Origin of the sequence: Amycolatopsis pretoriensis (assembly GCF_900107925.1) — a bacterium.
In the GTDB taxonomy this organism is placed as follows: domain Bacteria; phylum Actinomycetota; class Actinomycetes; order Mycobacteriales; family Pseudonocardiaceae; genus Amycolatopsis; species Amycolatopsis pretoriensis.
In genome coordinates this window covers 965,604-977,743 of sequence record NZ_FNUJ01000001.1, presented here as the reverse complement: position 1 = coordinate 977,743, position 12,140 = coordinate 965,604, and the positions used below count along the sequence as shown (strand labels likewise).

11 protein-coding genes are annotated in these 12,140 nt (G+C 71.6%); 7 read left to right on the top strand and 4 right to left on the bottom strand.

All coding sequences use genetic code 11. From position 1 onward, the window contains the following. Positions 1–3: 3 nt before the first annotated feature. Both BLV96_RS04625 and BLV96_RS04620 read right to left on the bottom strand, forming a co-directional pair. The gene (locus tag BLV96_RS04625; RefSeq protein WP_086679212.1) at positions 4–924 is read right to left on the bottom strand and encodes an alpha/beta hydrolase; all 921 of its coding nucleotides are present in this window, start codon (positions 922–924) and stop codon (positions 4–6) included. Further along, a complete protein-coding gene (locus BLV96_RS04620; protein ID WP_086679211.1) occupies positions 921–1,895 on the bottom strand; it encodes a methyltransferase domain-containing protein in 975 nt (324 codons plus the stop codon). Before BLV96_RS04620 ends, BLV96_RS04625 begins: the two co-directional genes overlap by 4 nt. A gap of 227 nt (positions 1,896–2,122) precedes the next feature. Here BLV96_RS04620 and BLV96_RS04615 point away from each other — a divergent pair, with 227 nt between their 5' ends. Genes BLV96_RS04615 through BLV96_RS04595 form a run of 5 tightly spaced genes read left to right on the top strand, consistent with a single transcriptional unit; the run spans position 2,123 to position 7,939 of the window. Then, positions 2,123–3,856, top strand: coding sequence for a dipeptide ABC transporter ATP-binding protein (locus tag BLV96_RS04615; protein ID WP_091388770.1), 1,734 nt, complete (start codon positions 2,123–2,125; stop codon positions 3,854–3,856). Beyond that, positions 3,853–5,433 (top strand): ABC transporter substrate-binding protein, encoded by a 1,581-nt coding sequence (locus tag BLV96_RS04610; protein ID WP_091388767.1) that lies wholly within the window; start codon positions 3,853–3,855, stop codon positions 5,431–5,433. The genes BLV96_RS04615 and BLV96_RS04610 overlap by 4 nt, the downstream gene beginning before the upstream one ends. Next, positions 5,430–6,374, top strand: coding sequence for an ABC transporter permease (locus BLV96_RS04605; RefSeq protein WP_091388763.1), 945 nt, complete (start codon positions 5,430–5,432; stop codon positions 6,372–6,374). The genes BLV96_RS04610 and BLV96_RS04605 overlap by 4 nt, the downstream gene beginning before the upstream one ends. Next, on the top strand, positions 6,371–7,201 hold the full coding sequence (locus BLV96_RS04600) for an ABC transporter permease (protein WP_086685312.1): 831 nt from the start codon (positions 6,371–6,373) through the stop codon (positions 7,199–7,201). Before BLV96_RS04605 ends, BLV96_RS04600 begins: the two co-directional genes overlap by 4 nt. Before the next feature lie 15 nt (positions 7,202–7,216). Continuing rightward, on the top strand, positions 7,217–7,939 hold the full coding sequence (locus BLV96_RS04595) for an alpha/beta fold hydrolase (RefSeq protein ID WP_341866070.1): 723 nt from the start codon (positions 7,217–7,219) through the stop codon (positions 7,937–7,939). Between the two features lie 44 nt (positions 7,940–7,983). On the opposite strand, the gene BLV96_RS04590 is transcribed toward BLV96_RS04595, so the two are convergent. Beyond that, complete coding sequence (locus tag BLV96_RS04590) at positions 7,984–8,910, bottom strand: aldo/keto reductase (protein ID WP_279627521.1); 927 nt, start codon at positions 8,908–8,910, stop codon at positions 7,984–7,986. Positions 8,911–8,955: 45 nt separating this feature from the next. Between BLV96_RS04590 and BLV96_RS04585 the strand changes: the two genes are divergently transcribed. Then, complete coding sequence (locus BLV96_RS04585) at positions 8,956–9,684, top strand: SDR family NAD(P)-dependent oxidoreductase (protein WP_086677364.1); 729 nt, start codon at positions 8,956–8,958, stop codon at positions 9,682–9,684. On the opposite strand, the gene BLV96_RS04580 is transcribed toward BLV96_RS04585, so the two are convergent. Further along, positions 9,685–10,974: an amidohydrolase gene (locus tag BLV96_RS04580; RefSeq protein ID WP_086677366.1), complete on the bottom strand. Its 1,290-nt coding sequence runs from the start codon at positions 10,972–10,974 to the stop codon at positions 9,685–9,687. A gap of 56 nt (positions 10,975–11,030) precedes the next feature. On the opposite strand from BLV96_RS04580, the gene BLV96_RS04575 reads away from it, so the two are divergent. Further along, the gene (locus tag BLV96_RS04575; RefSeq protein WP_086677376.1) at positions 11,031–12,134 is read left to right on the top strand and encodes a zinc-binding dehydrogenase; all 1,104 of its coding nucleotides are present in this window, start codon (positions 11,031–11,033) and stop codon (positions 12,132–12,134) included. The last annotated feature ends 6 nt before the right edge of the window (positions 12,135–12,140 follow it).

Sequence of the window (12,140 nt, the reverse complement as noted above, 5' to 3'; positions counted from 1 at the left end):
CCCTCAGCCGAAGATCCCCCGCAGGTACGCCGCCACTTCGGCGTGCGACCGCGGCGACGCCGGCAGGTCCGTGTACAACCCGTAGAACCCGTGGATCTGCCCGGCGTACCGGTGGACGTCGACCGCGACCCCGGCGTCGGCGAGCCGGGCCGCGAAGGCCTCACCCTCGTCGCGCAGGACGTCGTACTCCGCCGTCAGCACCAGCGCCGGCGGCAGGCCCGAGAGGTCGGAAGCCCGCGACGGCAACAGGTAGGCATCGTCCGAAACCGACGGATCCGGGACGTACTGGGCGAAGAAGAACCGCATCGCGTCGGCCGTCATGCCGTAGCCCGTCGCGAAGTCCGCATAGGACGCGAACCCGTCGTCGGGGTGGCCGAACACCGGGCAGATCAGCACCTGCGCCGCGATCGGCGGCCCACCGCGGTCCCGCGTCATCAGCGAGACCACAGTGGACAGGTTGCCGCCGGCGCTCTCGCCGCCGACCGCGATCGCGGCGGGGTCCACCGCCGGCCCCGCGCCGCCCGCCGCCAGCCATTCCAGCACCGCGTAGCAGTCTTCCGGCGCGGTCGGGTACGGGTGTTCGGGCGCGAGCCGGTACTCGACGGCCGCCACCGCGACCGACGCGGCAGCGCAGACCGCCCGCGACGCGACCTCGTTCTCGTCGACCGAGCCGATCGTCCAGCCGCCCCCGTGGATCCAGAGGAACACCGGCACCGGGCCGGCCGCCTCCGGCAGGTACAACCGGACCCGGAGGCCACCGGGCAGCCGGTGCTCGGTCACCGACGCGACCGGCGCCACCGCACCCGGACTCGGCCGGGAGGCGGCGAAAGCGGCTCGCAGCTCCACGGCCGTCATCGGGCGGTCCGGCGCTTCCGGGCTCTGCGCCAGCATCTCCCGGACGGCGGGGTCGAGGCTCATGCTCACACCGCTTCCGCGACGAGGACCCGCGGCGAGCCCGGCAGCGTCAGCCGGTCCACCGGCCGCCACCCCGCTTCGGCCAGCCAGCCACGGACGTCCGCCTCGGGGTACACGACCGTGCCGTCGATGACCAGGTACTCCCCCGCATGCAGCGCGTCGAGCGCCCGCGGCTCGGCGTCGTCGTCCAGGAAGAAGTCGAGCAGCAGCAGCCGCGCACCCGGCGCCGCCGCGGCCCGCGCGTGCCGCAGGATCGCGCGGTTCTCGCCGGCGGAGAACCGGTGCACCACGTGGTTCACCATGACCAGGTCGAACTCGCCCTCGGGTTCGGCGTCCGGGGTCGGGGCGCCGACGACCGTCGTGCGGTCGGCGAGCGACGCCACCGCGGACGTCACCGACGGTACCGACCGCGGGTCGTAGACGAACGTGGCGCGCAGGACGTCGTTGGCCCGCAACGCGCCGAGCGCGAATTCGGGCGAAAGCCCGCCCAGGTCGAGGAGGTTCTTGCAGCCGCCGAAGTCGAAGGCTCGCGCTAGCTGCCGAGCGTGTAGGGCGTTATACACCATGACCCCGCCGAGGAAGGTGCCCCAGCGGTCGCCGGTGAGGTCGAGTTCGCCGGGCTCGCCGGTGTCGGTGGTGTGCGTGAACTGCTGCCAGTGGGGGTAGCTGATCGTTTCGAGGAAGGTCAGGAACGGCGCGAGGTCCAGACCTCCTCCCCCGAGGTGCTCGGCGGTGTCCGTAGTGAGCGCGTAGCGACCGTCCACGCGGGACAGCAGGCCGAGGGAAGCCATGGTGTCGGCGAGGATCCGGGTGATCTTCTCCGGCCGGCCGGTCCGCCCGGCGAGGTCGGCGGCGGTCGCCGGTCCGTCGGCCAGTGCCGGGAACAGGCCGATCCGGTTGGCGGCGAAGAGCTGTTGCGCGGCCATGTAGCCCACCGCGATGTCCACGATCCGTTCCGGCGTGGCTGGGGTCGTCGTCACGTCGTCCTCCTTCTGTTCGACGCGGACACTCTACATGCGTAGATAAACGAGTCCAGTGCCGATTTCGCCCGCACAGCACCAAAAACCGGTGAGGATTCAACTTCCTACGTTTGTAGAATAAAACCATTGACACCGCCTGACCCGAGTGTCAACATGCGTAGAACTACCCCTGCCGGTGCCCGGCAGTCCGGCCCGCCCGTCGCGGCGGGCACGAGGAAGGGGAATCCATGACGCTGCTCGAAATCCGGGACTTCACCGTGGGTGTGGTCGCCGGGGACACCGAGCGCGAACTCGTGCGGGAACTGTCCCTCGATCTCGCGCAGGGGCAGACGCTCTGCGTGGTCGGCGAGTCCGGCAGCGGCAAGACCGTCACCGCCCTGTCGATCATCCGCCTGCTCGAGTTCGTCGCCCCGGTCCGCACCCGCGGTGAGATCGCGATCGACGGCGTGGACGTCACGAAGCTGCCCGCCGACACCATGCGCGCCTACCGCGGCCCGCGGATCGGCATGATCTTCCAGGAGGCGCTCGACTCCCTGAACCCGGGCCGGCGCGTGGGCGGCCAGCTGGTCGAGGCCTACCGCGAAGCCGGCTCGCTGCCCGGCCAGGCGGCCCGGCGCGGCAGCCCGCTGCGCAAGCGCGCCGAAGCGAAGGCACGGCGGCTGCTGACCGAGGTCGGGCTCACCGACACCGACCGGTTCCTGCGGCAGTACCCGCACCAGCTCTCCGGCGGGATGCAGCAGCGCGTGATGATCGCGCTCGCGCTGATGGCCGACCCCGACCTGCTCATCGCCGACGAGCCGACCACCGCGCTGGACGTCACCACGCAGGCGGAGATCCTCACGCTCTTCGACCGGGTGCGCCGCGACCACGGCACCGCCTGCGTGTTCATCACCCACGACATGGGGGTCGCCGCGCAGGTAGCCGACCGGATCGCGGTCATGTACCGCGGCCGCCTGGTCGAGACCGGCTCGCGGGACGAAGTCCTGACGCGGCCCCGGCACCCCTACACGCGCGCGCTGCTCGGGTGCGTGCCGCAGCTCGGCGTCAGCCGCCGCGACGGCTTCCCGACCATCTCCCCCGCGCTGCTCGAATCCGCGATGGCCGGCGGCGGCACCGAAGCCGTCGAGACCCGGACCCTGAAACCCCGGCCGGACCGGGTGGTCGAGGGACCGCCGCTGACGATCACCGCCGCGTCCAAAGTGTACGGACGAAAAGGACGGGTGCACGCCGTGCGGGAGGTCTCCCTGGAGATCCCGGCGGGCGAGTTCTTCGGCCTGGTCGGGGAATCCGGCTCCGGCAAGTCCACCCTCGGCCGGCTGGTGACCGCCCTCGAACCGCCGACGTCGGGCACGATCGCCTTCGGCGCGCACGGGATCACCCCCGCCGGGCTGACCGGCGACGAACGCGCGTTCCGCCGCCGCGTCCAGCTGATCTTCCAGGACCCGCAGAGTTCCCTGGACCCGCGCCACACCGCGGCGCGGATCATCGCCGAGCCGTTGAAAGAACTGACTCCCCTGCGCGGCGCCGAGCTCGACCGGCGCGTCACCGACCTGATCGACGAAGTCGGCCTGCCGAAGGACACCGCCGGGAAGCTGCCGTCGCAGCTGTCCGGCGGGCAGCGCCAGCGCGTCTCCATCGCCCGCGCGATCGCCGCCGGGCCCGAGCTGATCGTCGCCGACGAGCCGACGTCCGCCCTCGACGTCTCGGTGCAGGGCCAGGTCATGAACCTGCTGCTGGACCTGCGCCGCACCCGCACGCTCAGCCTGCTGTTCATCACCCACAACCTCAGCCTCGTGCTCTCGGTCGCCGACCGCGTCGGCGTGATGTACCGCGGCGAGCTGATCGAAACGGGCACGCCCGAGGAGATCCGGCTCGCCCCGCGGCACGACTACACCCGGCGGCTGCTCGCCGCCAACCCCGACCTGCCCGCCCTCCCCCACACAGGATCGACGCGCCCATGAAAAGAACTCCGCTGTTCGCCGCCCTGGCCGTCGCGGCCACGCTGCTCGCCGGCTGCATGGGCAGCGCCTCCTCCGGCACCGGTGCCGCCGACGGGCCGCCGGTCCGCGGCGGCAACCTCACCGTCGCCGTCCCCACCGATCCGCAGTCGCTCGACATGGTCGCCAACCCCGGCCAGGTCACCGCGCAGATCGGCAACATGATGTACGAGAAGCTGTTCGAGGTCGACCAGCACTTCGTGGCCCGGCCGATGCTCGTCAACACCTACGACACGAGCGCGGACCGGCTCACCTACACGTTCAAGCTCCGCCAGGGCGTCACGTTCCAGGACGGCGCCCCGCTGACCGCGAACGACGTCGTCGCCAGCCTGCAGCGCTGGCAGAAGAGCCACCGCACCGGCCAGCTGGTCACCCCGGACATCGACGCGATCGCCGCGCCGGACCCGGCGACGGTGACGATCAAGCTCAAGCGGCCGCGCTACCCGCTGATCGACGAGCTGGCCGGCGCGGGCACCGAGATCTACGAGGCCAAGAACCTCGTCGGCCTGCCCGCGACCGGCTTCGGCCAGGACAAGGCGATCGGCACCGGGCCGTACAAGCTGAAGAGCTGGGACATCGGCCAGCAGCTGGTGCTGGCGCGCTACGACGGCTACAAGTCGCGGTCCGAAGAGGACTGGGGCGGGCAGGCCGGGGCCAAGCACGCCTACCTCGACACGGTCACCTACAAGATCGTCGGCGACCAGGACGCGCTGGTCAACGGCCTGCAGACCGGCCAGTGGGACCACGCGATGCCGGCCAACGACCAGTACGAGCAGCTCAAGGCCAACTCCGGCCTCGTCGTGCACAACCTGCCCGGCGGCAACGAGAACGTCATCATCCCCAACTTCAACCCCGGCTCGAAGTTCGCCGACCCGCGGGCGCGCCAGGCGCTGAACCTGCTGCTGGACAAGCCCGCCATCAACGCGGCGACCGGCGGCAGCAAGGACCTGACGATCGAGACCGGCGCGTTCGCCTCGCCGGACAACAAGGCGTCGTACTCGACGGCCGGTGAAGACGTCTACAAGCAACACGACCCGGCGCGCGCGAAGCAGCTGCTCGCCGAGGCCGGCATCACCGCCGGGGCGACGATCCACATCGTCACCACGAACTCCTACCCCGAGTTCGGCAAGTGGGCCGTGCTCATCCAGGACGAGCTGGGCAAGATCGGGCTGCAGGCCAAGATCGACACCTACGACTTCGCCACGATGCTCGGCACGCTCACCAAGGACCCCGGCGGCTGGGACATCACGACGCTGTTCTTCGACTCGTCGCTGACCTCGCCCGCGCAGATGCCCGCGCTCACCCTCGGCACGCTGAACGGCTCGTCGTCGCCGGAGCTGGACGGGCTGATGACCGAGTTCAACGCCTCGACGACGCCGGAGCAGGCCAAGGCCGTCATCGACAAGCTCCAGGCCTTCACGTGGAAGCAGCTGTCGGTGATCACGCTCAGCCAGTCGAAGCTGTACGCGGCCTACACCCCGCGGCTCAAGGGCTACGGCGATTTCTACCGCGTCTTCTGGAACTCCTGGCTGGCCGCATGACCGCCGTGCTGCTGCGCCGGCTGCGCGATCTGGCGATCATACTGGTCATCGTCGGCACGATGATGTTCTTCGTCATCCGGCTGATCCCGGGTGACCCGGCCCAGGCCATCCTCGGCCCGACCGCGCGCCCGGCGGACGTCGCCGCGCTGCGGTCGAGCCTGGGCCTGGACGGCTCGCTCTGGCAGCAGTACCTGACCTGGGCCGGGCACGTGCTGCGGGGCGACTTCGGGACGTCGATCACCTACCACCAGCCGGTGCTCGACGTGGTCGCCGCACACATCGTGCCGACGTTGACGCTGGCGGTGCTGTCGACGGTCATCAGCTTCTTCCTGTCGGTGGCGATCACGGCGTGGCAGGCGGTGTCGCCGCGCAACCCGGTGGCCCGCGCGCTCGACCGGCTCTCGGCGCTCGGCATGGCGATGCCGGACTTCTGGATCTCCCTGGTGCTCGTGCTCGTCTTCTCGGTGACGCTGCGGTGGTTCCCCTCCAGCGGCTACCACGACCTGCTGACCGACCCGGTCGCCGCGGTGCCCGCGCTGGTGCTGCCGGTGACGGTGCTGGTGATCGGGCAGACGGCGTTGTTCGTCCTCACGTTGCGCGAGAGCGTCCTCGGCGAACTGCCGCTGGCCTACCTGCGCACCGCGCGCGTCAAAGGCCTGCCCGAGCGGCGGGTGCTGCTGAAGCACGTCCTGCCGAACGCGCTGATGCCGCTGGTCACGCAGCTGGGCAGCAACTTCGCCATGCTGGTCGGCGGGATCGTGATCATCGAGTCGATCTTCGTGGTGCCGGGACTGGGCCACCTGCTCATGGGCGCGGTGTCCACTCGCGACTTCCCGTTGATCCAGGGCGTGACGTTGTTCGTCGCGGTGCTGTTCGTCGTGGTCAACCTGCTGGTCGACCTGTCGTACGCGCTGCTCGACCCGAAGGTGCGGGTGGCATGAGGAACCGCACCCTGCTCGTCGCCTCCGTGCTGCTCGGCCTGATCGTGCTGGCCGTCGTGGTGCTGCCGTTCGTCCTGCCGAGCGTCAGCGCGACCGACCCGGTGCACCGGCTGCTGCCGCCGTCGGGCGCCCACCCGCTCGGGACCGACTCGTTCGGCCGGGACGTGCTCGCCCGGCTGGTGTCCGGCGGGCGCGCGTCACTCGGGCTGTCCGCGCTGATCACGCTGTGCGCCGCGTTCTCCGGCATGGTGATCGGCCTGGTCAGCGGCTTCTACCGGGCGGCCGACGCGGTGCTGATGCGGCTGATGGACGCGTGGATGTCGTTCCCCGCGATCATCCTCGCGATGGCGCTGGCCATCTCGCTCGGCGCGAGCATCTGGACCGAGCTGATCGCGCTGACGGTGATCTTCACGCCGTTCACCGCGCGGGTGATCCGCAGCCGCGTGCTCGGCGTCGCCGGCCGGCAGTACATCGGCGCCGCACGCGTGTCCGGGATGAGCCGCCGGAAGATCCTGCTGGTGCACGTGTTCCCCAACGTGCTGCCGCTGGCTTTGGTGCAGGTCGTCATCCTGGCGGCGGCCGCGATGCTCGTCGACGGTGCCATGAGCTTCCTCGGCCTCGGGATCGCCCCGCCCACCCCGACCTGGGGGAACATGATCGCCGAAGGACGTTCGTACCTGGTCGTCGCGCCGTGGCTGGTCGTGGTGCCGGGCGTGACGATCATGGTCTGCGTCTTCCTCCTCAACCTCGCCGGTTCGGCGCTGCGGCTCGCCGTCGACGCCCGGGCCCGCACGCTCAGCGAGCTGCAACGACTCCGCCGTTCCTAGTCAGAAAGGGCTTCCTTGACGCTCCCGACTTCCCTGGCCGTGCGCCGGTTCGCTCCGGGCGGCTCGCCCACCGGACCGCCGGTGTTGCTGCTGCACGGGTTCGCCTCCGACGGGCACACCGACTGGGTCAGCACGGGCTGGCCGGCGGCGCTCACCGCGTCCGGCCGTCCGGTGCTGGTGCCCGACCTGCCCGGGCACGGCTCCAGCCCGGCGCCGGCCGACGCGACCCCGCAGGCGGTGGTGAAGGAACTGGCGTCGGCGGTCGGTGACGTGTCCGAAGTGGACGTCGTCGGCTACTCGCTCGGCGCGCGGCTGGCGTGGGAACTGCCCGCGCTGCTGCCCGTTCGGCGCCTGGTGCTGGCCGGGATCAGCCCGCACGAGCCGTTCGGCGCGGTCGACGTCGAGGCGGCGCTGGGCTTCGCCGGCGGCGGGAAGCTCCCCTCAGACCCGCTGACGGCGGCGATCGCCCGGATGATCACGGCTCCAGGCCGGGACCCGGTCGCGCTCGCGCACTGCATCGAGGGTCTGCGCCGGGAGCCGTTCGCGCCGCGCGTCGGGACGATCACCGTGCCGACGCGGTTCGTCGCCGGCCGGGACGACCCGATCAGCCGGGGCATCGAAAGCCTGGTGCCGCTGGTGCCGGGCAGCGACCTCCTCCTGGTGCCGGGCGACCACGGCGCTGCCCTGCGCTGCTTCCCCTTCCGCACGGCGGCCCTCACCTTCCTCGACACCCCCTGACGAGAAGGGGCGGCACTTTCACGTGAAAGTGCCGCCCCTTCTCGTCACCAGGTGCCGTCGGGGTTCACTTCGCGGTCCAGCCAGAGGTGGTCGACCGCCGTGCGGATCTCGGAACCGTGCTCGCGAGCCAGGTCGAGGGCGGCCAGGTTGTCGGTCAGCTGGGACTCACGGCTGACTCCGAACAGGACGTTCGCCACCGGCGCGTACGCCAGGCAGAACGCCAGGGCCAGCTGGGCTCGCGTCGCGCCGAAGTCCGCCGCGATCGTGCCCAGCTCGGCGGAAGCGTCCACGATGGACTCGCGGATCCCGCCGACGTCGGCGCCGATCTTCCGCGCCGGTGCCGCATTGCCCAGCAGGACGCCGCCTTCGAAGACGTCCGAGGCCTGCAGGACCAGGCGGCCGCTCGCGATGTGCTTGCCGTAGTACTCGCCTTCGGCCATCGAACGGCGGGCGACGGAGTACTTCAGCTGCGCGAACTCCGGCGCCGGCAGGCCTTCGCGGGCGGCGAACTCGTAGGCGAGATCGAGGTCGGCCGCGAGCCAGTTGTTGACGCCCCAGCCGCCGATCGTCCCGGCCCGCACCTGCTCGGCCACCTCCGTGACGACCCGCGGGATGTCCGGACGCTCCCGGTAGTCCCCCACGACGACGAGGTCCGCGTGCCCGGTGCCGATCCGGCCCAGCGACGTCTCGAGCTGTTCGGCGAACCCGCTGCGCGGGTAGTCCCACAGCCACAGCTTCCCGCAGAGCACGTAGTCGTCGCGGGCGATCCCGGCTTCCCGGACGGCCTCGCCGAAGAGGATGTCGGTGCGCGAGTTCTCGGCGTGCGGGCCGAAGTCGTAGTGGGCGACGTCGAACAGCGTGACGCCGGCGTCGACGGCGGTCCGCAGCAGCCGGGCGGCGTCGCCGGGGGCCATCCGGTCCCAGGTGTTCCACGAACCGAGGCCGAAGACCGAGTTTCCGAGCACGCTCACGGGTTTTCCTTTCGTACCGGCACTTCGTTCGTCTACGATTGTAGAATGAAAACACGGATCGTGGTGGTCACCGGGGGCGCGAGCGGAATCGGCCGGAGTGTCGCCGAAGCGTTTCTCGGCGAGGGCGACCGGGTGGTCGTCGCCGATGTGGACGTCCGCGCGGCGCACGACGTCGCCCGCGAGATCGGGGCCGAGCACGTCGAACTGGACATCTCGGACCCGGCCTCGGTCGACTCGGCCGTCTCCCTGGTCGCGGACCGGTTCGGGCCGGTCGACGTCCTCGTCAACAACGCCGGCCTCGCGGGCGGCGGCGGGCTGCTGACCGACTTGGACGTCGATGTCTTCGACCGGTGCGTGCGAGTCAACTTCCGCGGGACGTTCCTGATGACCCGCGCGATCGGCGCGCACATGGTCGCGGCCGGCACGCGCGGCGCGATCGTGAACGTCTCGTCGATCGGCGGCCGGCAACCGACGCCCGGGCTCGGCCACTACGAGGCCACGAAGGCGGCGGTCGACGCGCTGACCCGGTCCGCGGCCCTGGAACTGGCGCCGCACGGAATCCGGGTGAACGCCGTCGCCCCCGGGCCGGTGCTCACGCCGATGACGGCCGGTTTCGCCGCCGACGCCGCGGCTCGCGCGGCCTGGGAGTCGAGGATTCCCCTGGGCCGGATCGCCGAGGTCGGGGACGTCGTACCCGCCGTGGTGTTCCTGGCGGGCGCGGCCCACATCACCGGCGTGAGCCTCGCGGTCGACGGCGGCCAGCTGCTCACCTGACTATCCCTTGTGGACGATCCGGCCGCCGGTCACGGTCAGCTCGACCGCGACCGACGGCAGGTCGCCCAGCGCGACGCCGAGGGGATCATCGTCCAGGACGCAGAAGTCGGCCACCTTCCCCGGCTCCAAGGAGCCTTTCCACCCCGCGGATCCGTCCTGCGCGGCGGCTTCGGTCGTGTAGCACCGGAGCAGCCGCGCGGTCAGCTCGGGCGTGCCACCCCGCGCGCCCAGCAACTCCCCCGCCGCGGCGAGGTGGACCCGCCAGTCGGGTGTGACGACCGGCGCGTCACTGCTGAGGGTGAGCTGGATCCCGGCGTCCAGGATGTCCCGCAGCGGCCAGGCCTTCGCGGCGACGTCGTCGCCGAGCGCCGTGGCGACCATCGGCCGCATCGCGGTGGCGATGACCGGTTGCGTGGTCAGGCCGACTCGTCGCGAAGCCATCCGCCGCAGCTGCGCGGGCGTGACGAGGTCGCCGTGCACGATGTGGTCGCCGGCCCGCAGGTGCTCCAGCGCGGCCTCGATGCTGCGTTCGCCGGTCGCGTGCACGCCGACGACCAGCCCGGCGTCGTGCGCCGAGGAGATCATCGCCGCCAGGGCGGCCGCGCGTTCGTCGTCGCCGGGGCCGTCGACGAGCAGGGCACCGTGCGTGCCGTCGGCGTAGCAGTGGTGCGTCCACGCCGTGCGCATCGGCGGGATCCCGTCGGCGAAGATCTTGACGCCGGGGACGGCGAGCCATTCCGGATCCGCGTCCGGCACCGGAGTGGCGAGGCCACGCGTGAAACCCGCCAGCGAACTGGCGCCGTCCAAGAGGCCGAACAGGCGCAGCACGGTGACGCGCGCCCGCAGCCGGCCTTCGCGGTGCAGAGCCGCGTACTCGTCGAGGACTTCCGCCGAGAAGCACCCGGTCTCGCCAGGACCGAGCCCGGGTTCGGTGTAGCTGGTGATGCCGAGCGCCGCGCAGACGTCCCCGGCGCGCAGGATGGCGGCCCGGCGGTCTTCGGCCGTCACCACCGGCGTTTCCTCGTGCGGCGCGCCGAGCAGCGGGTGCGGCCAGCGCGCGCCGAGCCAGGTGGCGTGCAGGTGCGCGTCGTTGATGCCGGGCAGCACCGTGCGGCCGGCGAGGTCGAGCACCTCGGTGTCCGGTCCGATGTGGCCGGTGACGTCCTCGACGGCGGCGATGCGGCCGTCCCGCACGGCCAGGCCGTCCACCACCGTGCCCACGGCGTCGAACGTCTGGACCCGGCCCCCGTGGACCACCAGGTCCGCCGGCCGGATGCGTTGTGCCGTCATGGTTTCCTCCCGGCCCTGGACTTTTTCTTCCACGACTGTAGACTAAAAAGATGGCTCTGCCCACCCATACGGAGGCCGCCGTCCTCACCGGCCACCACGCGCCCCTCGAACTGCGCGAGCTGCCCCTCCCGGCCGAACCGGAGCCCGGCGCGGCACTCGTCCGGCTCACCTGCACGACGTTGTGCGGCACCGACGTCCACCTGTGGACCGGGCAGATGAGCCTGCCCGGCATGCTGCCGATGGTGCTGGGACACGAGATGGTCGGCGAAGTCGTCGCCACCGGACCCGGGACGACCGACACGCTCGGCCGGGAGATCCGGAGCGGCGACCGGATCGGCTGGTCGGAATCGACGTGCGGGAAGTGTCACGGCTGCACGATCCTGCGGGAGCCAGTCGCGTGCGAAAGCCGCGGCTACGGCTTCCTCCAGCGATCGGATCGGTTCCCCTACGCCACCGGCGGGCTGGCGCGGTACTGCTACGTCACGCCGGGCGCGGCGAAGCTCCTGCTGCCGGACGACGTCGAGGACACGTGGGCGTCGATGTCCGGCTGCGCGGGCAAAACCGTGCTGCGGGCGGTCGCGCGGTCCGGCGGCATCCGTCCGAACGCGACCGTCGTCGTCCAGGGCGCCGGCGCGCTCGGCGTGTTCGCCACGGCGGTCGCACGCCTCTGCGGCGCCGGGACGGTGATCACGATCGGCGGCCCCGACGACCGGCTGGCGGTGGCCGAACGGTTCGGGGCCACCGCGACCGTGTCCGTCGAGTCCACTCCGGACGAACGCGTCGAGCGCGTGCGCGAGCTGACCGGCGGCCGCGGCGCGGACCACGTCTTCGACTTCGCCGGCGGCCCGACCGTCGGCGCGGAAGCCGTCGCGTTCGCCGCCCAGCGCGGGACGGTCGCGATCGTCGGGTCGACCGGTCCGGCACCCTCCCCGGTGCCGCTGGGCACGGTGATGGGCAAGGAGCTGACGATCGCCGGCTCGCTCAACGGCGACATCGCCGACTACCACCGCTCGGTCGAGTTCTTCCGCGCCTTCTCCGCGCGGATGCCCTGGGCGGAGCTGTTCAGCGCGCCGGTCGGACTGGCCGGCGCGTCCGCCGCCGTCGAGTCGATGTCCCGCCTCGGCGAGCTCAAAGCCGTCATCGATCCCCGACTTCCCTAGGAGTTC